General features: G+C 65.6%; 31 protein-coding genes. 20 read left to right on the forward strand and 11 right to left on the reverse strand.

All coding sequences use genetic code 11. The annotated features are described in order from the left end of the window. Window positions 1-141: 141 nt before the first annotated feature. The 8 genes from FHY02_RS17660 to FHY02_RS17695 are packed head-to-tail and all read left to right on the forward strand — an operon-like array spanning window position 142 to window position 6,916. Window positions 142-1,239, forward strand: a complete 1,098-nt coding sequence (locus FHY02_RS17660; RefSeq protein ID WP_183924657.1) for an ABC transporter substrate-binding protein — start codon at window positions 142-144, stop codon at window positions 1,237-1,239. After that, complete coding sequence (locus tag FHY02_RS17665; protein WP_183924659.1) at window positions 1,236-2,111, forward strand: ABC transporter permease; 876 nt, start codon at window positions 1,236-1,238, stop codon at window positions 2,109-2,111. Before FHY02_RS17660 ends, FHY02_RS17665 begins: the two co-directional genes overlap by 4 nt. Beyond that, on the forward strand, window positions 2,108-2,875 hold the full coding sequence (locus tag FHY02_RS17670) for an ABC transporter ATP-binding protein (RefSeq protein ID WP_183924661.1): 768 nt from the start codon (window positions 2,108-2,110) through the stop codon (window positions 2,873-2,875). The genes FHY02_RS17665 and FHY02_RS17670 overlap by 4 nt, the downstream gene beginning before the upstream one ends. Further along, window positions 2,868-3,725, forward strand: coding sequence for an NADPH-dependent oxidoreductase (locus tag FHY02_RS17675; protein WP_183924663.1), 858 nt, complete (start codon window positions 2,868-2,870; stop codon window positions 3,723-3,725). The genes FHY02_RS17670 and FHY02_RS17675 overlap by 8 nt, the downstream gene beginning before the upstream one ends. A 27-nt stretch (window positions 3,726-3,752) precedes the next feature. Further along, complete coding sequence (locus FHY02_RS17680) at window positions 3,753-4,859, forward strand: LLM class flavin-dependent oxidoreductase (protein ID WP_183924665.1); 1,107 nt, start codon at window positions 3,753-3,755, stop codon at window positions 4,857-4,859. Window positions 4,860-4,885: 26 nt separating this feature from the next. Beyond that, the gene (soxC, locus tag FHY02_RS17685) at window positions 4,886-6,100 is read left to right on the forward strand and encodes a sulfite dehydrogenase (protein WP_183924667.1); all 1,215 of its coding nucleotides are present in this window, start codon (window positions 4,886-4,888) and stop codon (window positions 6,098-6,100) included. Then, on the forward strand, window positions 6,087-6,668 hold the full coding sequence (locus tag FHY02_RS17690) for a c-type cytochrome (protein ID WP_260159373.1): 582 nt from the start codon (window positions 6,087-6,089) through the stop codon (window positions 6,666-6,668). The genes soxC and FHY02_RS17690 overlap by 14 nt, the downstream gene beginning before the upstream one ends. Window positions 6,669-6,670: 2 nt before the next feature. After that, complete coding sequence (locus FHY02_RS17695; protein WP_183924669.1) at window positions 6,671-6,916, forward strand: SDR family oxidoreductase; 246 nt, start codon at window positions 6,671-6,673, stop codon at window positions 6,914-6,916. Window positions 6,917-6,932: 16 nt separating this feature from the next. Here FHY02_RS17695 and FHY02_RS17700 read toward each other — a convergent pair whose 3' ends face one another. The 4 genes from FHY02_RS17700 to FHY02_RS17715 all read right to left on the reverse strand — a co-directional run bounded on the left by FHY02_RS17700 (window position 6,933) and on the right by FHY02_RS17715 (window position 10,558). Then, complete coding sequence (locus tag FHY02_RS17700; RefSeq protein WP_221190305.1) at window positions 6,933-7,625, reverse strand: EAL domain-containing protein; 693 nt, start codon at window positions 7,623-7,625, stop codon at window positions 6,933-6,935. Window positions 7,626-7,732: 107 nt separating this feature from the next. Continuing rightward, complete coding sequence (locus tag FHY02_RS17705; protein WP_183924673.1) at window positions 7,733-8,866, reverse strand: AMP-binding protein; 1,134 nt, start codon at window positions 8,864-8,866, stop codon at window positions 7,733-7,735. Between the two features lie 23 nt (window positions 8,867-8,889). After that, entirely contained in the window at window positions 8,890-10,179 is a 1,290-nt protein-coding gene (locus tag FHY02_RS17710) for a sensor domain-containing diguanylate cyclase (protein ID WP_183924675.1), read from the reverse strand. A 10-nt stretch (window positions 10,180-10,189) separates the two neighbouring features. Next, a complete protein-coding gene (locus FHY02_RS17715) occupies window positions 10,190-10,558 on the reverse strand; it encodes a phosphonate transporter (protein ID WP_311731876.1) in 369 nt (122 codons plus the stop codon). Window positions 10,559-11,162: 604 nt separating this feature from the next. On the opposite strand from FHY02_RS17715, the gene FHY02_RS17720 reads away from it, so the two are divergent. From FHY02_RS17720 to FHY02_RS17730, 3 genes are read left to right on the forward strand one after another with little or no spacing between them, the layout of a single operon-like run. Beyond that, window positions 11,163-11,999 carry a phosphatase PAP2 family protein gene (locus FHY02_RS17720; RefSeq protein WP_183924677.1) on the forward strand — a complete coding sequence of 279 codons (837 nt, stop codon included), beginning with the start codon at window positions 11,163-11,165 and terminating at the stop codon, window positions 11,997-11,999. Then, window positions 11,996-12,463 carry a sterol desaturase family protein gene (locus tag FHY02_RS17725; RefSeq protein ID WP_221190304.1) on the forward strand — a complete coding sequence of 156 codons (468 nt, stop codon included), beginning with the start codon at window positions 11,996-11,998 and terminating at the stop codon, window positions 12,461-12,463. The genes FHY02_RS17720 and FHY02_RS17725 overlap by 4 nt, the downstream gene beginning before the upstream one ends. A gap of 23 nt (window positions 12,464-12,486) precedes the next feature. Beyond that, complete coding sequence (locus tag FHY02_RS17730) at window positions 12,487-13,197, forward strand: fatty acid desaturase (RefSeq protein ID WP_183924679.1); 711 nt, start codon at window positions 12,487-12,489, stop codon at window positions 13,195-13,197. Here the strand turns inward: FHY02_RS17730 and FHY02_RS17735 are convergent. Both FHY02_RS17735 and FHY02_RS17740 read right to left on the reverse strand, forming a co-directional pair. Further along, entirely contained in the window at window positions 13,169-14,431 is a 1,263-nt protein-coding gene (locus tag FHY02_RS17735) for a glycosyltransferase (protein WP_183924681.1), read from the reverse strand. The two genes, FHY02_RS17730 and FHY02_RS17735, sit on opposite strands and share 29 nt — an antisense overlap. Window positions 14,432-14,695: 264 nt before the next feature. After that, complete coding sequence (locus FHY02_RS17740) at window positions 14,696-15,013, reverse strand: hypothetical protein (RefSeq protein ID WP_183924683.1); 318 nt, start codon at window positions 15,011-15,013, stop codon at window positions 14,696-14,698. A 52-nt stretch (window positions 15,014-15,065) separates the two neighbouring features. Between FHY02_RS17740 and FHY02_RS23095 the strand changes: the two genes are divergently transcribed. Together FHY02_RS23095 and FHY02_RS23100 are read left to right on the forward strand one after the other, a co-directional pair. Beyond that, the gene (locus FHY02_RS23095; RefSeq protein ID WP_260159372.1) at window positions 15,066-15,239 is read left to right on the forward strand and encodes a hypothetical protein; all 174 of its coding nucleotides are present in this window, start codon (window positions 15,066-15,068) and stop codon (window positions 15,237-15,239) included. 54 nt (window positions 15,240-15,293) lie between these two features. Further along, window positions 15,294-15,614, forward strand: coding sequence for a transposase (locus FHY02_RS23100; RefSeq protein ID WP_260159371.1), 321 nt, complete (start codon window positions 15,294-15,296; stop codon window positions 15,612-15,614). A gap of 362 nt (window positions 15,615-15,976) precedes the next feature. On the opposite strand, the gene FHY02_RS17750 is transcribed toward FHY02_RS23100, so the two are convergent. Beyond that, window positions 15,977-16,150 carry a hypothetical protein gene (locus tag FHY02_RS17750; RefSeq protein ID WP_183924685.1) on the reverse strand — a complete coding sequence of 58 codons (174 nt, stop codon included), beginning with the start codon at window positions 16,148-16,150 and terminating at the stop codon, window positions 15,977-15,979. 719 nt (window positions 16,151-16,869) lie between these two features. Continuing rightward, window positions 16,870-17,067 carry a hypothetical protein gene (locus FHY02_RS17755; RefSeq protein ID WP_183924687.1) on the reverse strand — a complete coding sequence of 66 codons (198 nt, stop codon included), beginning with the start codon at window positions 17,065-17,067 and terminating at the stop codon, window positions 16,870-16,872. Window positions 17,068-17,229: 162 nt separating this feature from the next. Between FHY02_RS17755 and FHY02_RS17760 the strand changes: the two genes are divergently transcribed. The 4 genes from FHY02_RS17760 to FHY02_RS17775 all read left to right on the forward strand — a co-directional run bounded on the left by FHY02_RS17760 (window position 17,230) and on the right by FHY02_RS17775 (window position 21,037). After that, a complete protein-coding gene (locus FHY02_RS17760; RefSeq protein ID WP_183924689.1) occupies window positions 17,230-17,508 on the forward strand; it encodes a hypothetical protein in 279 nt (92 codons plus the stop codon). Window positions 17,509-17,999: 491 nt separating this feature from the next. After that, the gene (locus tag FHY02_RS17765; RefSeq protein WP_183924691.1) at window positions 18,000-18,416 is read left to right on the forward strand and encodes a BLUF domain-containing protein; all 417 of its coding nucleotides are present in this window, start codon (window positions 18,000-18,002) and stop codon (window positions 18,414-18,416) included. Between the two features lie 699 nt (window positions 18,417-19,115). Continuing rightward, window positions 19,116-20,183, forward strand: a complete 1,068-nt coding sequence (locus FHY02_RS17770; RefSeq protein ID WP_183924693.1) for a PHB depolymerase family esterase — start codon at window positions 19,116-19,118, stop codon at window positions 20,181-20,183. Then, window positions 20,180-21,037, forward strand: a complete 858-nt coding sequence (locus FHY02_RS17775) for a transglutaminase family protein (RefSeq protein WP_183924695.1) — start codon at window positions 20,180-20,182, stop codon at window positions 21,035-21,037. The genes FHY02_RS17770 and FHY02_RS17775 overlap by 4 nt, the downstream gene beginning before the upstream one ends. Before the next feature lie 336 nt (window positions 21,038-21,373). Here FHY02_RS17775 and FHY02_RS17780 read toward each other — a convergent pair whose 3' ends face one another. Continuing rightward, entirely contained in the window at window positions 21,374-21,703 is a 330-nt protein-coding gene (locus FHY02_RS17780) for a hypothetical protein (protein WP_183924697.1), read from the reverse strand. 84 nt (window positions 21,704-21,787) lie between these two features. Then, on the reverse strand, window positions 21,788-22,042 hold the full coding sequence (locus FHY02_RS17785) for a hypothetical protein (protein ID WP_183924699.1): 255 nt from the start codon (window positions 22,040-22,042) through the stop codon (window positions 21,788-21,790). Window positions 22,043-22,425: 383 nt separating this feature from the next. Between FHY02_RS17785 and FHY02_RS17790 the strand changes: the two genes are divergently transcribed. Further along, the gene (locus FHY02_RS17790) at window positions 22,426-22,632 is read left to right on the forward strand and encodes a cold-shock protein (RefSeq protein WP_183924701.1); all 207 of its coding nucleotides are present in this window, start codon (window positions 22,426-22,428) and stop codon (window positions 22,630-22,632) included. Here FHY02_RS17790 and FHY02_RS17795 read toward each other — a convergent pair. Continuing rightward, window positions 22,629-23,192, reverse strand: coding sequence for a hypothetical protein (locus FHY02_RS17795; RefSeq protein WP_183924703.1), 564 nt, complete (start codon window positions 23,190-23,192; stop codon window positions 22,629-22,631). The genes FHY02_RS17790 and FHY02_RS17795 overlap by 4 nt on opposite strands. 128 nt (window positions 23,193-23,320) lie before the next feature. Between FHY02_RS17795 and FHY02_RS17800 the strand changes: the two genes are divergently transcribed. Continuing rightward, the gene (locus tag FHY02_RS17800) at window positions 23,321-24,358 is read left to right on the forward strand and encodes a glycosyltransferase (RefSeq protein ID WP_183924705.1); all 1,038 of its coding nucleotides are present in this window, start codon (window positions 23,321-23,323) and stop codon (window positions 24,356-24,358) included. Then, window positions 24,355-25,067 (forward strand): acyl-CoA/acyl-ACP dehydrogenase (locus FHY02_RS17805; RefSeq protein WP_183924707.1); only part of this gene is annotated, 713 nt, incomplete at its 3' end. The genes FHY02_RS17800 and FHY02_RS17805, both read left to right, overlap by 4 nt.

Raw genomic sequence — 25,067 nt, forward strand, 5'->3', positions numbered from 1 at the left:
CAGCCTGGGCCGTCGCGTTTCGGGCGTGTCAAGCGATGAGGGCCGCGCCGCGCTCGAGCCCGCCGTCGCGCCGCGCTCTCTGCCCGGCGACACATATCGCGGACAGACCGCGTCGTTCACGACCGCACCGGTGCCCGCCTGATGGCGCAGGCCGCGGCCCGCCTGCCTCGGGGCTCGGCCGCGCTCGCCGCCTTCGTGGCGGTGTCGGTCGCGCTGCTGATACTGTTCGCGCCCGCGCGCCGGGCGGCGCAGGCCGCAGTGGGGCTCCCGCTCGCGGCGCCGCTGCCGCAGCGCGTTCCCCCGGACGTGGTGCTGCGGGTCGGCGATCCCGTCACACGCTGGGTGTTCGAGCACAACGGCTGGGAGAAGGAACTCCCGTTCCGCATCGAATGGGCGGAGATCACCGGCGGCCCCGACGTGACCGAGGCGTTCCACGCCGGCGTGCTCGATGTCGGCTTCGGCGCGAGCGTGCCGCCGATCCACGCGGTGTGGACCGGCATACCCGTGCGTATCATCGCCTTTCGCGAATATGCCGAGCGTTCGGGGCGGCAGGCCTATGTCTTCGGCATCGCGCCGCGCGCTAAGATCAGGACGATCGCCGACCTGCGCGGCAAACGCATCGCCTTCAGCCCCAGCCAGGTGCAGGCGCAGGTCGTGATCGAGACGCTGAGGGCCGCGGGCATCCCGCGCGATCAGGTGACGCTGGTCGAGCTGCCGTCCAGCATCGGCGGGGATGTCTATTCGAACGCGCTCGCATCGGGCGCGGTCGATGCGGCACCGATCCGCAACGATCTGGTCGCGCAGCGGTATCTGCGCGACAATGGCGCGCGCGGCGCGCGGCTGCTCGAGCACCCGCCGTTCCGCGACGACGGCGGCAACGTCTACGTGCCCGAGGCAGCGCTCACTGACCCAGGCAAGGCGGCCGCGCTGCGCCTCTTCGCCGCCTATTGGGGCCGCGCCCAGGCGTGGATCAACGCGCATCCGGAGGATCTGGCTCGCGGCTATTACGCCGGCCAGCGAGGGTTGCCACTCGATGACGCGCGCATGCTCGCCAAGTACATCACCAACGTCTCGGTGCCGCGTCGCTGGAAGGGCGCGATCGCCTACGAGCAGGCCGCCATCGACACGCTCGGCCCGGAAACCGGCCGTCCGCGTCTCGACGCCGCGACGCTGTTCGACCGCCGCTTCGAATCGATCGCTGGTGACGCCGCAGCGACCGACAGGAGAGATCCGTCATGAACGCCATCTCGCAAGATCTGAGCATCGCTAAGGCGGAGGAGCGGCGGCCCATCGACCCGCCGGTCGCCTACCTGCCGCGAAGCGCGCGCGTACCGCGGCGATCGCTGAGCCCGGGCGCGCCGGCGCGCTATGGCAGCCTGCTCGGGCCAGGTCTGTTGCTGCTCTACTGGTCGGTCCTGTCGATGTCGGGCTGGCTCGACCCGCGCATCCTGCCCGCTCCCTGGACCGCGATCACGACCGGGGCCGAGCTGATCCGCGAGGGCCGGCTTCAGGAGCATCTCGCCGTGTCCGCCGGTCGCGCGATGACGGGACTGGGCGTCGGCGTCGCGATCGGGACCGCGCTGGCGCTGCTGTCGGGCCTGTCGCTGCTCGGCGGCTATGTCATCGACGGGCTGGTGCAGATCAAGCGCGGCGTGCCGATCCTGGCGCTGATCCCGTTCATGATCCTGTGGCTCGGCATCGGCGAGACGATGAAGGTCACGCTGATCGCCACTGCGGTCTTCGTCCCCGTCTACATCAACACGCACAATGCCTTGCGCGCGATCGACCTCCGCCATGTCGAACTCGCCGAGACGGTGCGGCTGACGCGGTGGCAGTTCCTCCGCCATGTCGTCGTGCCGGGATCATTGCCCGGCTTCCTCACCGGTCTGCGCTTCGGCGTCACCTCGTCCTGGCTCGCGCTGGTGGTGGTGGAGCAGCTCAACGCGACGAGCGGCATCGGCTATATGGTCACGCTTGCGCGCAACTATGCGCAGACCGATGTCATGCTCGTCGGCCTCGTCGTCTATGCGCTGCTCGGCTTCGGTTCGGACGCGCTGGTACGCCAGCTCGAACGTCGCCTGCTCGGCTGGCGCCGGACGCTCGGCCGATGAGCGGCTGGGGGCCATCGCCCGCGGTGCAGGTGCGCGCGCTCACTCGCTCCTTTACCGCAAAGGGCGTGTTGAACGGCATCGACCTCGACATCGCGCCGGGCGAGTTCGTGGCGCTGCTTGGGCGCAGCGGATCGGGCAAGAGCACGCTGCTGCGCGCGCTGGCGGAGATCGACCACGAGGCCGAGGGTTCGGGCGAGATCCGCCTCCCGGAGCGACTCTCGGTGATCTTCCAGGATGCCCGGCTGCTGCCGTGGATGCGCGTGCTCGACAACGTGCTGCTCGGTGTCTCGGGCCAGCGCGCACGGGCCGGCGAGGTGCTCGCCGAGGTCGGTCTCGCCGGGCGCGAGCGTGCCTGGCCGCACGAGCTGTCGGGCGGCGAGCAGCAGCGCGTCGCTTTGGCGCGCGCGCTGGTACGGGAGCCCAAGTTGCTCCTGGCAGATGAGCCGTTCGGTGCGCTGGACGCGCTGACACGGGTGCAGATGCACGCGCTGCTGCGGCGCCTGGTCGACGCGCATCGCCCCGCGGTGCTGCTCGTGACGCACGACATCGACGAGGCGATGCTGCTCGCCGACCGGATCGTGCTGCTCGACCAGGGCCGGCTCGCAGCTGACCTGCCGGTCGCGCTGCCTGGTGCCGGCGTCGCCCGGCGCGCGCGCATGGCCGAATTGCGTGCGACGCTCCACCGCCTGCTTGGCGTCGAGGACGTGGCCGAAGATCATACGGAGGCTGCGCCTCCTCCCGCCACGGAGGTACGATATGGCTGACGCGACCTCCCTCGCGTACCGCACCGATGTGGCCGCCGGACGGCGCGACACGCGGCTGTACGATCGCTACCGCACGCCGCTCGACCTGTCCGTGGCATGGAACGAGACGCTCGACACGATCGTGGCGCATCGCTCAGTGCGCGCCTATCGCCCCGATCCGGTGCCTGCGGGGGCGGTCGAGCTCGCGGTCGCTGCCGCGCAGTCGGCGCCGACTTCATCCAACCTTCAGCCATGGACCGTCATCGCGGTCGCGGACCCCGACCGCAAGGCTCGGCTGGCGGCGCTCGCGGGCAACCAGAAGCAAATCCTCCAGGCGCCTTTGTTCCTGCTGTGGATCGTCGACCATCAGCGCCTCACCCGGATCGGTGACCGGGTCGGCACCCCTGCGGAAGGGCTGCACTTCCTCGAGAGCTTCCTGCTCGGAGCGGTCGACACGTCGTTGGCGGCGCAGAATGCCGTCGTCGCGCTCGAGGCGATCGGGCTGGGAAGCTGCTATATCGGCGGCATCCGCAACAAGCCCGCCGAGGTCGCCGCCGAGCTCGCGCTGCCGCCGCGATCCTTCGCGCTGTTCGGCCTTACCGTCGGCTATCCCGATCCCGCCGCGCCCGCCTCGGTCAAGCCGCGACTGCCGCAGAAGGCCGTGCTGTTCCGCGAGCGCTACGGCGCGAGCGACCACGCCGGCTTGATCGCCGCCTATGACGCGCGGCTGCGCGGCTTTCAGCGCGAGCAGGCGATGCCCGAGCGCGACTGGAGCGAACAGGCGAGCCAGCGCGTGCGCGGCATCGACTCGCTCGCCGGCCGCCACCTGCTGCGCGACGTGCTCCACGGTCTCGGCTTCCGCCTCGACTGATCCGCGACCCTTCAGCCGGAGATCCCCATGACGAACCCCTCCGAATTCCTCTGGTACATCCCCAACCAGGTCGAGGGCGGCCACCGCGGCGACGTGAGCGATCATGACTCGTCCGGCCTCGAGACGCTGACCGCGCACGCGCGCGCGCTCGAGGAGCATGGCTGGCAGGGCGCGCTGATCGGTACCGGTTGGGGGCGACCGGACACCTTCACCGTGGCCGCCGCGCTCACCGCGCGCACGACCACGTTCGAGCCGCTGATCGCGGTCCGGCCGGGCTATTGGCGCCCGGCCAATTTTGCCTCCGCCGCGGCGACGCTTGACGCGCTGAGCGGCGGTCGGGTGCGGGTCAACATCGTGTCCGGCCAGGACAATCTAGCCGCGTACGGCGACAGCGAGGGAGATCAGGCGCACCGCTACGACCGGACGAAAAGCTTCATGCGACTGGTGCGGCGGCTGTGGACCGAGACCGACGTGACGTTCGAGAGCGAGCATTTCCACGTCGCCAACTCCACGGTCGTTCCGCGCATCACGCCGCGCGGCGAGCGCCGGCACCCGCGGCTCTACTTCGGCGGCGCGTCCGCAGCGGCCGAGCGCGTGGCGGCGGCCGAGGCCGACGTCCAGCTCTTCTGGGGCGAGCCGCTCGCCGACGTGGCCGAACGGATCGAGCGGCTGAAGCGCCTCAGCCGCGACCTCGATCGCGACCTGCCGCCACTCGAGTTCGGGCTGCGCATCACCACGTTGGTGCGCGACACCACCGAACAGGCGTGGGCGGACGCCGAGGCGAAGGTCGACGAGATGGCCGCGCGCCAGGGCAAGGTCGACCAACATCGCGCCTTCAAGGCGGTGGGACAGCAACGTCTGCTCGATCTCCACGCCCGCGGCGAGGTGCTCGACGGCAACCTCTACACCGCGCCCGGTCGCTACGGCGGGGGTGGGGCCGGCACGACATGGCTCGTCGGCTCGGCCGCGGACGTCGCGGCATCGCTGCGCAAGTATCGCGATCTGGGAATCAACAGCTTCATCCTCTCCGACACGCCCTATCTCGCCGAGATCCGACGCCAGGGCGACCAGCTGCTCCCGCTGCTGCGCGACGTGCCCGCGGCGCCCCCGCTCGCTGCCCATCAGGCCGCGTGACCCATCGAGCCAGAGCGGATGACGAGATGGTAGCAGGCGGGGGTCTGCTCCACCGTCGCACCCTGCTGGCCGCCGGCGCGGCATCGGCGGGCGCGCTGCTGGGTGGTGCAGCGGAGGTCGGCACGCGCTCGCCGGCATGGATGCTGACGCCGGGAGCGCCGCTCTCGCGCGGCGGCAGCGGCGACGGCATCACGCGGCTCGTGCCCGACCTTCCCTTCGCCGGCAGCGGCTCGTCGCGCACCCCGATCGATCTGCTGGCGGGGACGATCACGCCGTCCGCGCTGCACTTCGAGCGTCATCACAACGGCGTACCCGCGATCGATGCCGATCGGCACGCGTTGCTCATCCACGGCTTGGTGCGCCGGCCGCTCCTGTTCCGCTACGATGACCTGCTGCGCTATCCGCGACACACGCGCACCCTCTTCATCGAGTGTTCGGGCAATAGCGGCTCGATCGCCGCGCCCGAGCCGGAGCAGGCGAGCGCCGGCCAGATCAACGGGCTGCTCTCCTGCTCCGAATGGAGCGGCGTGCTGCTGTCGACCCTGCTCGACGAGGCCGGGGTCGATCCCGCCGCGCGCTGGATGCAGGCCGAGGGCGCGGACGCCGCGGCGATGACGCGAAGCATTCCGCTCTCGCTGCGCGACGACGCCATGATCGCCTTGCTGCAGAACGGCGCGCCGCTGCGTCCCGAGCAGGGCTATCCGATGCGGCTGCTGTTGCCCGGCGTCGAGGGCAATGCCTCGGTCAAGTGGCTGCGTCGGCTGCGCCTGCTCGCCGCACCCGCTTTCTCGCGCGACGAGACGTCGAAATACACCGACCTGCACGCGGACGGCACGGCCGACGCCTTCTCGCTGCGCATGGGCGCCAAGTCGATCATACTGCGCCCGTCGTTCGGCCACGATCTCCGCGCGCGCGGCGCGATCGAGATCAGCGGGCTCGCATGGTCGGGGCGGGGGCGCGTGCGCAGCGTGGCGGTGTCGGCGGACGGTGGCAGGAGCTGGGCCGATGCCGCGCTCGACCGCCCCGTGCTGCCGCAGGCGCTCACCGCGTGGCGCATCCCGTGGCGCTGGAGCGGCGCTCCGACGACGCTGATGAGCCGGGCCATCGATGAGACCGGTGCGGTGCAGCCCACACGCGCCGCCTGGCGCGCGCGCTATGCTCCAGGCCAGCGCTACCATGCCAACGCCGTCCAGAGCTGGGCGGTCGACTCCCGCGGCCGGATCACGCATGTTTATGCGTGAAGCCGCGCTGCTGCTCGCCGCACTCCTCGGTGCCACCGGGTGCAGCGGCGGCGACGATGGCCCGGATGCCACGCCTCACCTCGGTCGTCCCGCGCCGGCCGATGTCGTGCGCCGCGAAGACATCTCGATCCTGTCCGACGGCACCGGACTGCCGCCCGGCTCGGGTACGGTGGCGCAGGGACGCGCGACCTTCAGCGCGAAATGCGCCGCCTGCCACGGCGAGGCGGGGGTGGGCGGAGCGGCGGAGCGACTGACCGGCGGCATCGGCACGCTCGCCGCGCCCCAGCCGGTCCGCTCGGTGGCGAGTTACTGGCCCTATGCGCCAACGCTGTTCGACTACATTCGCCGCGCCATGCCGCTCACCGCGCCGCAATCGCTGACCGACGACGAAGTTTATGGTCTTGCCGCCTATCTGCTTTCGATCGACGGCATCGTTGGCGCTGACGTTCGGATCGACGCGGCGACGTTGTCGCAGGTCAGGATGCCCAACCGCGACGGCTTCGTCAGCCTGGAACCCCGGGCGTTCGACGGCAACATCGACCGCGTGCCCAGCCCTCAGGAGAAGTGAACGTGAAGACTGCGATCGTAACCGCCGCCACCTCAGGTATCGGCGAGGCGACCACCCGCGCGCTGGTGCGCGCCGGCTGGCAGGTGATCGCCACCGGCCGCCGCGCTGAGCGGCTCGAGCGACTGGCGGCCGAGCACGGCGGCCGCGTCCACATCGCCGTGTTCGATGTCACCGACCCGGCTGCGCTCGACCACGCGCTCGACTCGCTGCCTGACGGATTTGGCGGCATAGCAGGGCGCCGGGAGTGACCGCTTACGGGTCGGGTCACGAGGGCAATGACAAGGAGGGTAGAGCCTCGATCATTGGACGGGCGAGCACGTATCCCTGGCACAAAGTAATCCCGAGCTCGCGGACCGTACGAAGTTCCGCGGCAGTCTCGATGCCCTCTGCGATGCAGCGGACGCCCAGCGCGTCTGCCATCTGCACCACACCTGCGACGATGATCTGGCGCGCGGTCGACGCATCGATGCCGCGGATCAGAGCCATGTCCAGCTTTAACATGTCGGGGTGCAGGTCGGCGAGAAGCCCCAGCCCGGCGTAGCCCGCGCCGAAATCGTCGATCGCCGTCGTGAACCCGCGTGTCCGGTAGGCGTCGATGATGTGGCGGACATGCGGCACGTCGCGCATCCGTTCATCTTCGGTGAACTCGAACATGAGCCGACCAGGGTCGAAGCCGACACGTCGCGCCGCGGAGAGTGACGCGCGGATGCACGCGTCGGGCTCGTACACGGCGTTCGGCATGAAGTTGATCGACAGCTTTGCGCCGTCGTCGGGAGCGAACAAGCGACCGGCCAGTTCGATCGCCTTCACCCGGCATGCCTGATCGAACCGGTAGATGAGCTCGGGCGAGACAGCGGACAATATGTCACCCGCAGATCGGCCGTCGACGCCACGCACCAGCGCCTCATAGGCGAAGACATCGCCTGTGCGGATATCTACGATGGGCTGGAACGCCATCGTGATATCGATTGGTAGCGCGGCGCCGCTGCGGCAGTCGCGACAGGGTTTGACAAGCGGTGACGCGGACGATCGGGCGACGTTCTTGGCCGAGATTGACGTGTGGATCATGACCAGTCTTCGAGTTTGCCCATGGCGTTGCGCGGCAGGATGGTGCCGAACCGCAGAAGGCGCGGGCGCTCCGCCACCGACAGCCGCTCGGAGATCGCGCGATCGACCAGCGGGGACAAGCTCGCGACGTCGTGGCCGTCGGCTGGGACGATGAACGCCTTTAGCCGGCCATTGCCGTTCAGGCGCACTGCCGCGTCGGCGATGCCGTCAAGCCCACGCAGCATGGCCGCCACCCGCTCAGGCCAGACGTTCTGTCCGCCTACCTGGACCGCGCCATCGCGTCGACCAATCAGGCGCAGGCGGCGTTCGCCGACCCGCTCGATGTGATCGGGCAGCGGGTAGCGGCCGCCGTGAGCGTCAACCAGCCCCCACTCGCCGTCGCCTTGTGGCAGCAACCGCCATCGGGGCAGGAGGTCGTAAAAGGTCGCCGGGTGGAGGCGGAAGGCGATTCCGCCGGTCTCGGACGAGCCATAGACGTCGAGGAGGTGGGTAAGCCCCGAGGCTTCGAGCTCGGCTGCGAGGGCCGCGTCGAGTGGTCCGGCCGAACTGATACCGATGATATCGGCAGGAAAGCGGCGCGTCAGGCGCGATAGCGCCTGCCATTGATCGGGCACGCCGACGACCAGGTCGCCGGGGGTCAGGTCAAGCGCCGTGCCGATCGTCGGGGAGACGACAGGCACACCGAGCACGTCCGGCAACAACGCCGTCCAGATGAGGCCGTACATGTGATGTGCCGGTACAAGCGCCACCACGCGACGCCGCCCTGGCAGCTGGGACGCCATGAACCGCGCCTCTTCAGCGAGGTCAGCGACGGCGTGCGAGCACAGCACGGGTTCGCCCGTCGAGCCCGATGACCTGACAGTTATCCGACCTTCGCCTGCGCCGTGGTGATGCATGATCCAGTCTGTCCACGCGCCGACGGTGCCAGGCGGTTCAAGGCCGAGCATGGCATCGTCCAGCTCGAACGCCTCCGCGAGCGCTCCGAGGGCGGCCAGCCGCTCGAGCGAGTCGAGGCCAAGCCCCTCGTCGGCGATGGCCGTCGTGCTCGCCCACGGGGGCGGCATCGGCAGATCGCCGCCGCGCAGGCGGCGCATCTCCGCCGCGACGACGGCGCAGGCGATCCGGTGCATCGCCTCGCGTGAGGGACAAGACGTCATGCAGCGTCGGCAGTCAGACGATGGACCTGGTTCCGCCCGGCCTGCTTGGCGGCGTACAGTCGCTCGTCTGCCAGCTTGATCAACGAGTCTATCGAGCCGCCCGCCTCGTCCAGCGTAGCGCAGCCGAGGCTGGCCGTCGCCGTCAGAGCACCGTCCGGCGTCTCAATCGAGATGGCCGCTATGCGATGGCGCATCTGCTCGGCCAGTCCGAGCGCCTGCTCGCGGTCATATCGGGGCAGTAGCGCGCCGAATTCCTCTCCGCCGAGACGCGCGAAGATCCCACGGGGAGGGAGCAGCGTCGCACAGACCTCGGCGACCCGGCGGAGGAGGAGGTCACCCATCGGATGGCCATAGGTGTCGTTCACCGATTTGAAATGGTCGAGATCGAGGACGATCAGCGACAGGCTGTGACGCAGTTCACGCCAGTGGGCCTGCTCACGCTCCAAGGCTTGGCTGAAATGGCGTCGATTAGCGGCCCCGGTGAGATGGTCGCACGTCAACAGGCGCCTCACGTCCTCAGCGGCCGCCTCGCGTCGTGGCACGTCGCGCAGGATGACGGAGAAGCCAGTGAACGGCGATGTATCCAGCTCCGACCGAGCCACGACGAGGCGCTGACACCAATAGCGCTCGCCGTTCGCTCTCGCCTGCCATCCTTCCTGCAGGTGCCAGCCGTCTCGACCGGCGATCTCGATCTGCTCGCCGAGCCGCAGATCACCGCCCGTGTTGTCGCACTGAAGCACCTCGGCCAGGTTGCGGCCCATTGTCACTGCGCTATCGAAGCCCGTCTGACGCGTGAAGCAGGCGTTTGCTGCGGTGATCACCCCCTCCACATCGATCGCGACCGCCGCGTAGTCGTTGACGCCGTCCAGCAGGGTCGCAAACCAGGTATCAGCTTGGCGTAGCCGCTCCTCCTGCACGACCTGCTGGCTGATGTCCGACAGCGTCACCATCAGGCGATCGGCGCCGAGCTTCACCATCGTACATGCGAGAACGCGAGGAGCCTTCGTGCGCGGCCCCGGCCCCAGATCGACGAAGATGCGATGGCCGTCGCAGACCCGGCCCATCGTGGCCTGGTAGGCTGTTGCCATGCTTCGCAGTTCAGGCGCATAGTGTTCCAGCGCCGCGAACAGGTTACCGGCATCGCGCCGGCCCGCGAGCGGCAGCAGGTGCTGCATGGCATGGGGGTTCATCATGACGATGTCGCCGGCGAGATCGCACTCGATCAAGCCGACCGGACAGGCATAGAGGAACTCGAGGAGCTGCTCCTCGCTGGATTTCCCGCTCATCGCCGCGGTCTCATCGCTCGATGAGAACGTAGCGGCGAGGCATGTCCGGCGCGGCAAGCAGCTTCAGCCGGACCTTCGTGGGTCGCATCCGCAGAGTCAGAACATAGGGCACGATGTCGTCGAGGCGAGGTTCATCCTCGAAGCGCTGCGCGACCATGAAGTTGTTCATGCATTGTGCGACTGCATCGAAGAAGGGCACGCCGAGCACGGTGGACGGGTCTAGCCCCGACATCTTCGCTTCGGTGGCATTGTAGGTTTGAACAACCGTATTAGGCCCGAAGCCCACGACGCCGAAAGGCAGGGCGTCCTGCTCCGCGGTGCTCATCGACTCGAGATCGTGCAGGCTAACGGCTTCGAAACACGTTTCTTCGATCGTCACGAACGGCCTCCCTCGAACATCCGATCGTACCTCATGGAGCGTTAAACAGCGGCTAAGAATGGCGATCTGTCGCTTTGTCGAGAACTGCAGACCGGGGGGCCTGGGTCCCGCAGCGTTCCCTCTGAGATGACGCGAACGCGGGCACGGATAAGCGTCCGAAATTGGGAGGGCGCCAGATCGCCCTGGCCCGCCGCTTCTGGATCTCGGCACACTGCGTTTCACGGATCATACGCTCTTGAGCTTCGATGTGGCGGATAGCCGAGCGGCTGGATACCCTGTCAGTTGCTTAATCGCTCGTCCGTTCGAGCAGCGCAGCGGCGTTGAGAGTCAGGATCGCGCGCGCTCAACCTCATCAGGTGGCGTTTCCGCCTAACCCGAGGAACGCCATAGCGTTGAACCCTATCGGATGGTCACGGGCCCGTCTCGGGAAAAGTCGCGTTATGGGATGATGCGTCCGCCTACCACGACCACTCTCTATGCCGATGCCGTCACATGGTCTGTCATCGGAGGCTTGGCGCTGAGCTGTGTGCTGCTAAGCCAGGTGCTTGGTTTCAGCCTATCGCCTGCACACGCTGTCTTCCCTACGTTAGGAGTCGCCGCGCTGGTGGGTGCGCTGGTGATTGGGCGGGTTCGAGCCGATGCACGCCTGGTCGCAGGAGCCACGTCGTTTCTGCAGATAACCTTGTTCACCATCCTGGGCGTGGTGCTTGCCTATCTCCTGGCTGCAGCGAGCGGTCCGCTGTGTGATAATTGGCTGACAGTAGTGGATAAACGATTGGGCTTCGACTGGCCTGCCATATTTGCGTTAGCGGACAAACTGCCGAAGCCGATCCTGCTGATCGCCGGGATCGCCTATCACAGCCTGGTGCTGCAGATGGTCGCGTGCGTGCTGGTGCTCGCCGGAACGGGTAGGCTAGCGAGACTGCAAAGAACCATGGCCGCGGCGATCCTGGCAGGTGGGGTGACAGTCCTCGTTTCCGGACTGCTGCCCGCCACGGGCAACTTGTTCGATCCCGATCATTACCGGCAGCTTTGGGGTTCGGTCGCCTGGGGCGATCGCGGCTTGGTACGGGGGCTGCGCGACGGCTCAATCCGCCAGCTCGACCTGTCGCACATGACCGGTATTGTCAGCTTTCCCAGCTATCACGCGGCGCTCACTGTTATCTTGTTGTGGGGGCTGTACCCGCTTGCCCGGTTGCGCGTTCCGGCAGCGATCTGGGCCGGCCTGACGATCTTGGCGACGCCATTGTTCGGCGGTCATTACGCTGTCGACGTGCTGGCGGGCCTGCTGCTGGCGATCGTCGCGTTGAGCGTGGCCCGCGGCCTAGCCACGCCGGTGACCGATCGTGACGGGATGCGCCGACGCGGGCGTCGTGCTACGGAAGCGGTGCGGACGAGCGGGCTTAATGGCCGCATGCACGGCGTCGAGGTGATTCGTTGAGCTGGTACGAGAAGCTGCTGCTGGTGCTGGCCATGGTGCTGTTCATGGAAGTCTTCGCCTGGGCGACGCACAAATATGTGATGCACGGGTGGGGTTGGGGCTGGCACCGCTCGCATCATGAACCACATGACGGCGCTTTCGAGCGCAACGATCTGTATGCCGTAACCTTTGCCTTGATCGTAATCGCGCTGTTCGCGCTGGGTACGGTGTGGGAGCCGGTGTGGTGGATGGCTCTGGGGATCACCGTCTACGGTGCAATCTACGCCTTCGTGCACGACATGCTGGTGCATCAGCGGTTCGGCGTGCGCTGGGTGCCGCGGCGCGGCTATTTCAAGCGGCTGCACCAGGCGCACCGGCTGCATCACGCGGTCAAAGGCAAGGAAGGCGGGGTGAGCTTCGGTTTCCTGTTCGCACCTGATCCCGTGCGGCTGAAACGGCGTCTGGCCGAGCGTAACGGGCGGTGAGCCGGAGTCAGCACAGAAGTGATATGAAGCACGGCGTAATGCTGGCCACGGCCATCGGTCTCGCGTGGATTGCAGTGCATATCGGCTGTATCTTCTTCTGGCGATGGAGCGTTGGCACCGCGTTCCTGGCGGTGATCGTCATCGTGGCGCAGGCATGGCTCAGTACCGGACTGTTCATCATCGCGCACGACTGCATGCACGGATCGCTGGCACCTGGCTGGCCAAGACTGAACAGGGTTGTCGGGACGCTCTGCCTCGGCGCCTATGCCGGCTTGTCCTACGGCGCGTTGCTGCCCAAGCACCACGCGCACCATGCTGCACCAGGAACCGAGAGCGATCCGGATTTTCATTGTGCTGCGCCGCGTCGCGCGCTGCCATGGTTCGGCTCCTTCTTCCGCAACTATTACACCCACGGACAGATCCTGCGTATCACCGTCGCCGCGATCATCTACCTGCTGCTGGGCGCGTCACTTCTCAACATAGTCGTCTTTTGGGCGGTCCCCGCGCTACTCGCGCTGGGGCAGCTGTTCGTGTTCGGCACCTATCTCCCCCACCGGCACGGCGACCAGCCCTTCGCCGACGCTCATCAGGCCCGCAGCAGCACGCTGCGGCCGGTTTTCTCGTTGATGACGTGCTTCCATTTCGGCGCGTACCACCACGAACATCATCTCAGTCCCGGCACGCCGTGGTGGCGCTTGCCGACCTTCAGGCGGGAGTCGCTAGCGCAGCGGTGATGGCGTCCGCCGCGCCGGGGGCGCCCGCTCCGGCCGCGATCTCGGCGGCGATGCCGCGCGCGGCACGTGCGTAGCTGGGCTGATCGATGACCTCCCGCAAGGCGTTGGCCAGCGTGCGCGAACTAAGCCGACGCGGCGAAAGTGTTTGGCCTGCCCCGAGTCGGACGATGCGGGCGGCAGTAGCAGGTTGCTCGAAGCCGATCGGCAACGCCACGATCGGCACGCCGGCCGACAACGCGTCGAGCACCGTGTTGAAGCCGCCATGTAGCACCGCGGCGGAACAGCGCCGCAGCACGGCTGTCTGCGGCCAAAAGGCGCGCACCAGCGGATCGCCTGGCAGGGCGGACTCCTCGTCGCGCGACAGCCCGCCGCCATGGCCGATCACGGCGCGTGCGCCGATCGCCGCACAGGCTTGCGCCATGGTCGCGAACAGCGCCCGGCGCGATCCCTGGAGCGTTCCGAGCGAGCAGAAGACCAGCGGTGGTCCGTCGTCCGGCAGAGCCGGTTCGTGCGACTCCTCCGATCGCCACGGTGAACCGTAGAGGAACGTCGACGGCAAGGAGCGTCGGGGATAGTCCAGTCCCCGCGGGCATTGGGCGACCTGCACGCGGGGTGCGGCGCCTTCTTCGAAGCCCCACTGGCGGCGACGCGTCTCGACCACGCGGGTAATTGGTCGCATCAGCAGATTGGTCACCGCATAGCCGCCGCGGTTGCGAAATCTGCCCCATCGATCCGAACGGTAGCGCCAGCCAAGAAAGGCTGGTGGCACATCGGGCTCGCCAAGTAGGGGCAGGCCGGTCGTGGCGACGGCATAAGGAAGGTTGAGCTTCTGCGCGATGAGCGGGCCGGCCGGCTCGACCGCGTCCGCTAGGACAGCGGTGACGCCGGTCCGCTCCAGAACCGCCGGCGCTTCGTCCAGTAAACGACCGGTCATCGCTGCTGATGCGCGGATCATGCGGGTAAGTCGAACGGGTCCGGTCGGCTCGACTAAGGTGTCAATATAGGCATCGAACATGGCCGCGGCTCCGCCCGGAAGCGCCGAAAAGCCAAGCGCGGGATCTGTCACCAGGCCTTCGGCAGCTGCCATGTGCACCAAGGACACACGCCAGCCCCGAGCCTCCAGCGCTCTCGCGAGAACCTGCACGGGATTGACGTGGCCGGCCAGCGGTGCCGTGATGATGGCGATATGCCCTGATGGCGAGAAGCCATTTGGAAGAGGAATTCCGCCGCGCATCCTCAATCACCATGACGCTGCCCGAGCTGGAGGCGCAAGGAAGAAAGCGCGTCCTGGCTATGTCTGGGTGAGCTTGCGCTCAAAATGAGCGAGCGGACTTCGTTAAGAGATTCCCAGGCTCGCGGTGTGATGGCTCTATCGTCTGTTGCGGCTCGGCGCCTAGCTAGGCGCCTCGCGATCGGCGCCGGTCGGTCAAGGTGCAAGGTTGTGGTCTCCGGCACAGTCACCCGTGTGCGTTCGAGCTTGGCGTGATACAGAAGAGGGCTACGGGACCGAACGCGGCTGCGGAGGACCACGCATGCACGCCAGCGTGATCATGGTAGCAGCCGCCGTTCCCCAGCTGAGGCGATACCATCCTACGCCGTGCGCCCCGCTCAAGGCCGGGGGCAGTGGCGCGCCGGGATAGGCTCCGTAGCGGTAGTGCGGGTCTTGCCAGCCAAGCTTGTTCAGCGCGAGCGAGCCAATCAGGTAGAAGACCATATATCCCCAACCCGCCAGCTTGTTCGGCGCGAGCGACTGGAGGAAGAGCGCCAGCGCGGCGAGCAGCAGCCAGTCATGTGTTGAAGGAAGAACGTACCACACGGCTCTGTCAAAGCTTAGGCACCTCCGGAGCTCGCCGGGGTAGGAGAGGGGCATGCCCCGCCCGCGCAAGCCAGCCTCGCCGTTCCGCTACTTCAACTCGTCGCCGGAGGTGATCCGGCTGGTGGTGCTGATGTACGTGCGCTTCCCGCTGTCGCTGCGGAACGTGGAAGACCTGCTGTTGGAACGCGGTATCGACATCTGCCACGAGACGGTGAGGCTTTGGTGAGACAGGTTCGGTCCGCTGTTCGCGGGCGAGGTGCGGCGGCAGCGCACGAGCCACATGCGCGGCTTTCGTCATTGGCGCTGGCACCTGGACGAGATGTACGTGAAGCTGATCCGCGAGATGGTCTACCTGTGGCGAGCGGTGGATCATGAGGGCGAGATCCTTGAGAGCTACGTCACCCGAACGCGCGACAAGAAGGCTGCGCTCGCCTTCATGAAGAAGGCGCTCAAGCGGCACGGCTCGCCCGAGGCGCTCACCACCGACGGTCTGCGCTCCTACGGCGCTGCTCTGAGCGAACTCGGCACGCGCGAGAAGCAGGAGGTGGGTCGCTGGGCCAACAACCGGGTGGAGAACTCGCACCTGCCGTTCAGGCGATGAGAGCGGGCGACGCTGCGCTTCCGGCAGATGCGCACGTTACAGAAGTTCGCCTCGGTTCACGCCAACGTCCACAACCACATCAATCACGAACGCCACCTCGTCGACCGCCGAACCTGAAAGCAGCGCCGCTTCGCGATCGTCACGGTCTAAGAGATCGTAGTGACGTCGCGGCCCGACCTCGGGGTGATCAGCAGGCGATGATCGAGGAAGTGGACCGGTCGGATTTTACGGCATAGGTTGACATCGCGGTTGTCAGAGGAAGGGCCGAAGATTTATTACCGTGTCGTATTAGATAACGCGTATATACAACAAGTTGATAAAAAGCGCTGCTGTCGGAGTCGCGCCAACAGCGTTTTAAGCAGTTACTTCACATGGACGGCGGCGCCGGAAGGCTTGGTATCAGCAGCGTCTGGCGCGCGGCGGATGCAATCCGTATCTTGATCGGACGCGGCATTTACGCGTGACATGATGCCTTTACCAGCTTTGTCATCGGCGACATGGTCCTGTTTGCCCGAGCTATCTTGTTGATTGGTCATGGTCGACTTCCCTTATGCGTTATTGAAAAACAATGTAACCGCTCGCTGGGTATTTCGCGCCCAGCCGCTTGTCACGATCGATACTTGACACGTCGATATTTGCACAAGCCGGTTCTTCTTGTTCTTCATTCGCAATCTCTGGCAAGCGCGGCCTCCAAGTCCGCCGGGTTTACTGTTATTGTACGTGTGGTACTGCCGCTGCGTAGGATAAGGAGGGTGGCGGTTCGCCGATATACGGTCCGATCATTTCCCTCAATTATTTCTTCATCGACTTCTAAGTCGTACGTACCAGCAGGCTCGGGCCGTTCGAAACCTGCCAGTTGGAAGGGCGACCCGAAGGTGACTGTCGTTCTCGTGGTGCGAACCCCTGTCATGGAACCCACCGAACCCGGGCGACATTGGTCGCCCGATTGTCAAGCTCTAGATCAACGGCAATCAAGCCAGCTGTCAAAGGATCGGGCCTCCAGTAGGTTAAGCAACAGCATGCAATATCCACTGATCATGTCCTTATCAGGTTTAATGCGCAGGATCGGATCCATCGACGTTATTCACAAGCGTAAACGCTCTTCCTCTCAGCCGACACTGAATCCTTGGTTTGTAGGTCGCAACTGTCGGCTTGGAACCGGCGGGCAGGCTGCGCCGACGCGTCTGAACCATTTCGGCGGCGCAGCCCTGCCGTCGGCATCCTAGCTGCCGCCTCTGGCGAGCGAAGGATCGGCCTAGGCGAAGTCACCGAGGTACTTGGTCTCCGGGTCGGGCAGGTCAGAAGTGCCATCCTCCGTGCGGCTGTCGCCCTCGAGGTCGTCGGCGGTAAGGTCCTTCTGCTCCTTGCCAAGGATATCACTGTCTTCGCCGTTCTCACCGGGATCGTTGGTGCCGCCATCCTCGACGTGGTCGTGATCGTTTTGCTGTGTCATGCGGGTATCCTCCTGATGGAGAGAACGGAACGGCCGACATCCTCCGTCGGGCCCGGTTTGCTTGGGCCATAATTTTTCTTGGACGACCCACCATTACGACCCTCCCGGTCTGAGCCCGACGTCTCAGCGCGAACGTTTCTTAAGAACATACGGAGATTTGCCATGACGACCTACCCTTTGAGCGAGCCTGCCACTGCTTACGTCGGCGATAACGACGGCAACGCCATCTCAAAGCCGCTCTTCCAGGGTTCGCTGAGCGAATGCGTAGCGATCGTTGAGGGCATGCCGCAGGACGAGCGCACGTCCGCGTCGATCAAGATGGATGCGCTCGATCTCAGCTACGGTCCGGCTGAAGTGGACGAGCTGGTTCGCTTTCTTCGCGATGAAGATGCCGGCTTGTCTAACCGCGATATCGCTGATGTAGCTAAAAAAATTAAGTAGCCGCGCAAAGACGTCGCGGTCAGACGAGATCAGCGACTTCGCGATTCATGGCGGTTGGCGGCCACCCTTGGGGCACCCAAATTGTGCGTCTCTATCCCGGCGTTAGATCGCAGGAAGAGTGGCTCGGACATCTCATGTTGATCCTGATTAGTCGCGGCATCAGATCATTAGCGGATGTCCCGCCGTGTCCGCGCTTCCGTCGCGCGCCGCATCGTGTCGAGCTGAGCTCGCCGCGGCATCAACAGAAAGCGTCCTTTCTTCGACACCGGGCAGGTGGATCAAGCGCTGCGATGCGGCGATGCGGCGCCCTCGTTCCAGCTCAGAAACGCGGACGGTGCGACCGCTAGATCGTGCGAACTGCTCTCGCGGTGGCCGTTGATCGTGACATTCTGCCGCGGCGTCGCAGCACTAGCATGGTTCTGGCTAGACTGCGCTGGCGCCGTAGGTGGCCGCCGCTTGCCGCGCACGAATGCAGAGGCTATGAGCACCTCGTGCAGGACGACCCTCTTCGCCAAATTTTCTATCATAGCCAGGCTGTAGAAGGCCAGGACGTGGACATCGACCAAATCATCGCCTCCGCGAAGCGGAACAACGGCATGGATGGCATTACTGGCGTGATGTTCTTTGATGGTCACTCGTTCCTCCAGGTGCTGGAAGGCCCTGCGACGAGCGTTGCTGCAACCTTCGCCAGGGTTATGGAAGACCCGCGGCATCATAGCCTCGTGGTCATTAGCGATCGCGAGGTGGCGGAGCGCGATTTCGCCTATTGGAGCATGGAGTTGTGCGACCCCGAGCATCCGTCAGACGAAGCCATCTGGCGCCTGCGTCGCCGACTGGAGCGGTTCTCTCCCGATCTGCACCACTACTTTTTTCGGGACACCAGCGGCTTAAATCGACAAGTCGGCTGAGGCACTGAACCCGCAACCGACGGTTGGTACACCGACGGGAGATCGGTGTGACGTCTGAGCGGATTGTAGCGGTTGGGTTACTGACCGAGGAGGATGTGGCTGTCCTAGGAAAAGGCTTCAAGCGGCTGTTTCCGGTCCCGAACGACGCCGTGTTCGACGACCTTTTGGCTAAGCTGGATAGCGTGAACCCCGTCGCTCAAAGCGGGGCGAGAAAGCCGCAGCCGTAGGTACGCCGCGCTGAGAGCCGAGCCAGCTGCCGGGAGCGCGTGCTATCTGGTCGCTGCTCGTTCAAAAGCCCGAGAAGGTGGATGCATCTACCAAGCGATCGCAGCGCCTCGCGGCAGCAGCAGGACCGGCGACGAATAGCTTTGCGCGCTCCGAGCTGAACGGACGAGCGAACCATCACGGCGCCTGATGAGCGCTAAGCACAGGCACTTGATCCTATACGGGAAAGCACGGGACGTGGGGCTAGGTGAGCGCCGCATCTGACAGAGCGAGAGCGCCGCTTCGTTATGGTCGCCGCGGCCCTCAGCTGGCGGCGATGAAGCCGCTCGTACGGACGCGCTGCGCCGGCACCATCTGTCATTCCTCTTGCAGGACTATCGCGGACACCCCATCTATGCTGCAACGCACAATGATCGCGTGTGCGGCAGTCGCATCGCAGGTCTGTCGCTCCTAACTGCCGGCTAGGAGCATGGTATGCGCTCGATTTCCGACACGATCGCCCGCTTGAAGAAGCCGTTGCTGCCGATGGTTCGTGCCGGCGGATCGCGTAGGGATCTAGCGCCGGTGGAGAGTAGCGGCAGCAATCCCGGCGCTTTGCGCGCGCTGCTGCACGTGCCACCCGGACTCCCAGCCGGCTCGCCGCTGGTCGTCGTGCTTCACGGCTGCACGCAGACTGCCGCAAGCTACGATCACGGCTCGGGCTGGTCCGAGCTCGCCGATCGATTTGGCTTCGCGGTGTTGTTTCCGGAGCAGCAGCGGGCGAACAATCCTAACCTCTGCTTCAACTGGTTTTCGCCCGAGGACACGCGGCGCGGTAGCGGCGAGGTCGAGTCGATCCGCGAGATGGTCGTTGCCGCGGTCGAGCGCCACCGGCTCGACCCCGCGCGAGTGTTCGTCACGGGCCTGTCGGCAGGCGGGGCGATGACCTCGGCGATGCTGGCCTGCCGTCCCGAGCTTTTCGCCGGCGGAGCGATCATCGCCGGGCTGCCGTTCGGCATCGCATGCGGCGTGCCCGAGGCGCTGGAGCGGATGCGTGGCCGCGGCCATGATCGCGCAAATCTCGCCAACCGGGTACGGGCGGCGTCGTCGCATCGCGGACCATGGCCGGCCGTGTCGGTCTGGCACGGCAGCAGCGACACGACGGTCGACGTGGTCAACGCCGCGATGGTTGTCGAGCAGTGGCTTGAGCTCCACGGTGTTGGCGAACCTGACGCGACCAAGCAGGTGGGGGGATGCGTCTACCGGGCCTGGCACGACGCCGCCGGCCGCATGGTCGTCGAGGAGTATGTGGTCGTCGGCATGGGACATGGCACGCCGCTAGCGACCCGCGGTGACGAGGCGTATGGCACGCCCGGGCCGCACATGCTCGACGCTGGCATCTCGTCCACCTACCGCATCGCGGCCGCGTGGGGCATCGTTCCAGCGACTGCGCCGACCCGACCGATGAAGACGCCCGTCACCGCGCCCGCGTCGCCCGCGCGCTTCGACCCGGCGGCGACCATCAACGACGCGCTGCTCGCCGCCGGGCTGATCAGGCGGTGAGGCTGCGGATCCGGCATGTCACCATCTACCGCTATGCCCGATCGGTCCACTTCCTCGATCATCGCCTGCTGATCACCCCGAGGTCGGGCCGCGACGTCACTACGATCTCTTCGACCGTGACGATCGACCCCGGGTCTGAACTGGTCTGGAGCGAGGACGCTGCCGGCAATACGGTCGCGCTGGCGCTGATCGCCGATGCCGCACCGGCGCTGACGATCCTCGCTGAGCACGAGGTGCTCCATGCCGCTGACCCCTATCCGATCTTCCGGCTCGACCCGTCCGCGTTTCGTCATCCATTCGCATACGCATCGGGCGATCTGGCGCTGTTCGGCGCCGGGCTGCTCGATCCGGGGGCAGGAGGCAATCCTGCGGCGGCAGCATGGCTCGCCGGCTTTCGCGCGACCGCGCCCGACGACACGCTGATGCTGCTGAACGCGCTCAACGAGGCTGTCGGCATCGCTATCGCGTATCGTACCCGCGACGAGGAAGGCACCCAGCCGCCGTCGCTCACCCTTGCGTTGCGCAGCGGTTCGTGTCGCGACCTGGCGGCGCTGTTCCTGTGGGCGGCGCGGCGGCTGGGCTTCGCGGCACGGGCAGCGTCGGGCTACCTGTTCGATCCCGGAAGCTCGGCCGGCGACGTCGGCGCGACCCATGCATGGTGCGAAGTCTTCCTTCCAGGGGCGGGCTGGATCGCCTTCGATCCTACCCAGCGTCGGATGGGCAGCGCCGGGCTGGTCGCGACCGCGTTCGGCGTGACCAGCGAAGCGGTGCTGCCCGTGGTCGGCGGCTTTCTAGGTGATGCCGACGATTTCGTCAGCATGGAGGCGAGCGTTTCCGTGAAGGCCAGTGCATGAACGAGTGCGGGATTGACGTTGCTCAGTGTGTAAAGAGGAACAGAAATCGGCTGAACGAGCAACGCACGAGCGCTCGGCATGGTCACTCCGGCAGGAAATCCACCTGCACTTCGTCTGGTAGGTTCCCGTCGACTACTCAAGGCGTCATGAGCGAGGTAGGTAGAGGTGGCAACCGCAAGACGAAGAACGCAAGGGCAAAAAATAATCGTGAGCGCTCGTGCCACAAGCGTGGCAGAGCCGTCGCTTTTTTGCACTTCGGACTTCTATTTATCGTATTCGAGAGCGGCGACCACAATAGACTCTATGTCTGCACCGGCGAAAAGCGGTCGATCTATTTCAGTAGGCAGAGCCTGAGAAATCAAGGCCTCGACGATGTACCTCGACCGAGAGTACGTCGCTCTCTCTCGCGCCAAGACTGGCGGCATTCTGCTGGAACGCAAGCAGCAAATCGTTGTCGCGTTCTGGAACGAGCGCGCTGATGCCATCGGATGTATGTACGAGCACGTACGGAAATCGTGACATGGCAGGCGCCTGGTGGTGAGGAGCGACGAAGGGGGCCGTGATGCGCTCGTCGTAGACGACATGGCGAACGGCTCCTTCATCCAGCGACACCAGTGTGCCGGCGGCCGGGCCACCGTAGGCCATGACTGTCAATTGACCCAGCACCGGCCCTTACCTCCTGCTGCTATCGTGTGCGGCGGATTGTTATCCCGAGGGACCTACGTGTCCGCCGCAACGGATAAAACGGCCTCATGCTGTAGGCGACGCCCCGGCCGCATTTTCAATGGCGATAAGCTTACCGGCATGATCAGCACGCAAACTTGCCACGTGCTCGTTCGCCCGTATGGCCGAAAAACGCTCTTCAGCGCTCGCATCATAATTCTTGATGCGAGCGGCATAGCCCGAGGCAAGTCGGCTATGCGACGATCGTGCCTCCGGGGTGACGGCAGCTGCGGCCATGCCGACTGAGATCTGCTGGCGTCGGTGCAGTTCGATGAGATCCATCGCTATTCTCCACACGTAAGCGGGAGCGCTGCGACTCTCAGCCGGTGGTGCTTACCGAATACGTACCACCGATCAGCGTTATATGGCGATTCGGCGTGCTTTCCGCAAGGGTTTGCACGATGTAAACGCCTGCGACGCCGTCAGAAATACTAGCGGCTAGATCTAGGTCTCTGCCGTGAGGTCTGGACGTATATAAATACGTAGGGTGAAGAGCCAATTCCCGCTTCCATTCTATGATGAAAAGCTTATATTAAAATGGCTGACGTCGCGTGTGACGGATATGCGAGCTGACGTTGTCGCCTCCTTGTCCCTTTCTAGCATTACTGAGGCCGGGATGTGCCGCTCTTGGCGCAGGCCCGTCAACGATTGGGCAGGACATCGCTATGATCATCGGAACGGTCAAATTCTTTAACAACGACAAGGGCTATGGATTTATCGCGCCAGAGAGTGGCGGCGACGATGCCTTTGTCCATATCTCGGCTGTCGAGCGTGCAGGCATGCCGACGCTCAACAAGGATCAGCGGGTCAGTTACGAACTTGAGACTGATCGACGGGGTAAGGCCTCAGCGGTGAACCTGCAGGGTGCCTAGAAAGCTCGTGGCCGGGCGACAGCCCGGCTACCTGAGTGCGTGTGAGACGCTTCAGTCTGCAATTCCTGTATCCACCCGACCACCTGGAGGCACGAGTCATGTCGAGAAGCATTCCCAAGCCATTTCTGATCGCCAAAGATGACGAAGGTGCATTTCGGCTTACGCTGCGGCAGGTTCGATACAACTCCCAGCATTATCCGATCGTCACGTCGGCGCTTCAGCCGGAGACCTTTGAGAGCGCTCACGCTGCGCGAGCTTTCGCAAAGCAGCATCATGGTGCGGTTGCTGGCGAATTCGCCGCCAAATAGGTAGGCAAACGGCCAAAAGGCAAAATCCTTAGATCTTCCAAGGTGACCAACATTTCTTATGTCACCTAAGTGGGCGGGCTGGTCGCTCGCGAGGCTGATTGTCGCCGAGCACGTATCGCCAAATCGTTCTTTGGCCAGATCAAGATCGATCGTGCTAATCTCCATAATGAGTGGCTTCCATATGCTCGCGAATGCCTGACAGCCTTCGCACTTTGGCACTTCGATGCCGTGAGCGGGGATCATCCACCCCATTCATTCAGACTTGGTCCGCTTGCAAACGGGTCGTGCGCAGACCTCCTTCTGCTGCCCGCCGCGGCAAGGAGCTTTCCAACCTGATCAAGATCAACGTAACGCGTCCGCGATCCCGCTAATTCAGGTAAGTGAGCGAGATCAATCCTACGTCGGCTTCGCGTGCAAAGGCGCTTCCGCTCGCCATCTGCGTGCCCGTCCGCAACGAAGCTGCGGTGCTTCCGCAGCTTTTTGCCGCTGTGGAGCGGCTGGAGCGAACGGGCATTGCTCCTAGGCTCTGCCTGCTGCTCGATAGCTGCGATGACGCAAGTCTCGCTTTAGTACGCGACCATGCCGCCAACGCCTCGATGCCGGTGATCGTCGAGGAGGTGGCAGCATCCGACGCAAACGCGGGCCGCGCACGGCACCGTGCCATGATGCTGGGCGATCGCAGCCTGGACGGTGACGGCGTACTGCTCACGACGGACGCGGACAGTATCCCATCACGCGACTGGTTGCAGGCGATGGTAGCGGGCTTGCGCCAGGCTGATGTAGTGGCTGGAAAGGTGGTGCGGACCGTCACTCAGTCGAACCCGTTGCTGGACCGCCTGGAGGCCTATTACGACGCGCTTCACGCGCTGCGACGCTCACTCGATCCGGTTGATTGGGAGGGCAAGCCAGCGCATCATTACGCAAGCGGCGCGAACCTTGGGCTGCGTGTCGCCAGCTACCGCAGCCTCGGCGGCTTCCAGCCGCTGGCGAACGGAGAGGATGGACGATTGGTTGACGACGCGGCGCGTGCGGGCCTGCGCGTGCGGCGCGATGCGACGTGTGTCGTGCACACCTCAGACCGCCGCCTCGGCCGCGTCGCGCATGGATTAGCCGGCACGCTTCGCACGCTCGATCGCGATGGAGAGGCGATCGACGTAGCCGATCCTCGCGACGCCGCTTGGCAGTACCGCGGTCACGGGGTCGCACGTCTGGCCTTTGCTAAGGCCGACTTCGCTAGCCTGGCAGTCGCCGTCGGACTGACCATCGACCATCTCGTCGGCGTCGCCCGCGACTGTCCCAACGCAGAGTCGTTCGCCATGCGGGTCGTGCCGACACCGCCGGGAGGGATGCGGCGGGTGTCGTTGGGGATCGCCGAGGTCGAGCTGGCAGCGATCCCCGCCGGGCGGCGCGCGGCATGAGCGACCTGCGCCGCGCTCTGGCTGCGCGATCGACGCTGTTGGCCGGCCTCGCGGATCCCGCCGATGCCGATACGCTGCTGCGCTTGCTCCGCCTTCTCTACGCGGTCGGTCGAGCCGACCTGCCGCTCGGGCGACTGCTGGAGGGGCATGTCGACGCGTCGCAGATCATCCACCGCTACGGCGATGCGGCACAGCGTGCCCGCGCGGCCGCGGCGGTCGCTGGCGGCGCTGCGTTCGGCGTCTGGAACGCGGATTTGACGGGCGAGCCTCTGCGACTTGATGGTGGGCGGCTGACCGGAGGCAAGAGCTTCGCCAGCGGTGCCGGCCTGCTGTCCCATGCCTTGGTCAGTGTTGATGTCGAGGGCGGGCGGCAGTTGCTCCTCCTCGATCTCGAGCGCACCCCGCCGGCGATCGATCGATCCTTCTGGCGAGTGGCAGGCATGCAGCGGTCGGAAACGCATTCGGTTCGATGGGACGCCGCGAAGGTCGCGTCGGACGACCTGATCGGCGCACCGGGCGACTACATACGCGAGCCGTGGTTCAGCGGCGGCGCGTTGCGCTTCGCGGCGGTTCAGGCAGGCGGCATCGCGGCGCTGCTCGACCATAGCGCCGCGCATCTCGCCGCCGCAGACCGAGCGGGCGATCCGCACCAAGCGGGACGCCTCGCCGCCCTATACGGTCTGGCCGAGACGGCGACGGGCGCGATCCG

This window comes from Sphingomonas sp. BK069 (assembly GCF_014193405.1).
Classification (GTDB): domain Bacteria; phylum Pseudomonadota; class Alphaproteobacteria; order Sphingomonadales; family Sphingomonadaceae; genus Sphingomonas.

Bases quoted from the DNA above. Each gene is read 5' to 3' on its own strand.
- FHY02_RS17660 (WP_183924657.1), top strand. From the start codon at position 142: ATGGCGCAGGCCGCGGCCCGCCTGCCTCGGGGCTCGGCCGCGCTCGCC.
- FHY02_RS17665 (WP_183924659.1), top strand. From the start codon at position 1,236: ATGAACGCCATCTCGCAAGATCTGAGCATCGCTAAGGCGGAGGAGCGG.
- FHY02_RS17670 (WP_183924661.1), top strand. From the start codon at position 2,108: ATGAGCGGCTGGGGGCCATCGCCCGCGGTGCAGGTGCGCGCGCTCACT.
- FHY02_RS17675 (WP_183924663.1), top strand. From the start codon at position 2,868: ATGGCTGACGCGACCTCCCTCGCGTACCGCACCGATGTGGCCGCCGGA.
- FHY02_RS17680 (WP_183924665.1), top strand. From the start codon at position 3,753: ATGACGAACCCCTCCGAATTCCTCTGGTACATCCCCAACCAGGTCGAG.
- soxC (WP_183924667.1), top strand. From the start codon at position 4,886: ATGGTAGCAGGCGGGGGTCTGCTCCACCGTCGCACCCTGCTGGCCGCC.
- FHY02_RS17690 (WP_260159373.1), top strand. From the start codon at position 6,087: ATGTTTATGCGTGAAGCCGCGCTGCTGCTCGCCGCACTCCTCGGTGCC.
- FHY02_RS17700 (WP_221190305.1), bottom strand. From the start codon at position 7,625: ATGGCGTTCCAGCCCATCGTAGATATCCGCACAGGCGATGTCTTCGCC.
- FHY02_RS17705 (WP_183924673.1), bottom strand. From the start codon at position 8,866: ATGCACCGGATCGCCTGCGCCGTCGTCGCGGCGGAGATGCGCCGCCTG.
- FHY02_RS17710 (WP_183924675.1), bottom strand. From the start codon at position 10,179: ATGAGCGGGAAATCCAGCGAGGAGCAGCTCCTCGAGTTCCTCTATGCC.
- FHY02_RS17730 (WP_183924679.1), top strand. From the start codon at position 12,487: ATGAAGCACGGCGTAATGCTGGCCACGGCCATCGGTCTCGCGTGGATT.
- FHY02_RS17735 (WP_183924681.1), bottom strand. From the start codon at position 14,431: ATGCGCGGCGGAATTCCTCTTCCAAATGGCTTCTCGCCATCAGGGCAT.
- FHY02_RS23095 (WP_260159372.1), top strand. From the start codon at position 15,066: ATGCCCCGCCCGCGCAAGCCAGCCTCGCCGTTCCGCTACTTCAACTCG.
- FHY02_RS23100 (WP_260159371.1), top strand. From the start codon at position 15,294: ATGCGCGGCTTTCGTCATTGGCGCTGGCACCTGGACGAGATGTACGTG.
- FHY02_RS17750 (WP_183924685.1), bottom strand. From the start codon at position 16,150: ATGACCAATCAACAAGATAGCTCGGGCAAACAGGACCATGTCGCCGAT.
- FHY02_RS17755 (WP_183924687.1), bottom strand. From the start codon at position 17,067: ATGACACAGCAAAACGATCACGACCACGTCGAGGATGGCGGCACCAAC.
- FHY02_RS17760 (WP_183924689.1), top strand. From the start codon at position 17,230: ATGACGACCTACCCTTTGAGCGAGCCTGCCACTGCTTACGTCGGCGAT.
- FHY02_RS17770 (WP_183924693.1), top strand. From the start codon at position 19,116: ATGCGCTCGATTTCCGACACGATCGCCCGCTTGAAGAAGCCGTTGCTG.
- FHY02_RS17785 (WP_183924699.1), bottom strand. From the start codon at position 22,042: ATGGATCTCATCGAACTGCACCGACGCCAGCAGATCTCAGTCGGCATG.
- FHY02_RS17790 (WP_183924701.1), top strand. From the start codon at position 22,426: ATGATCATCGGAACGGTCAAATTCTTTAACAACGACAAGGGCTATGGA.
- FHY02_RS17795 (WP_183924703.1), bottom strand. From the start codon at position 23,192: ATGGGGTGGATGATCCCCGCTCACGGCATCGAAGTGCCAAAGTGCGAA.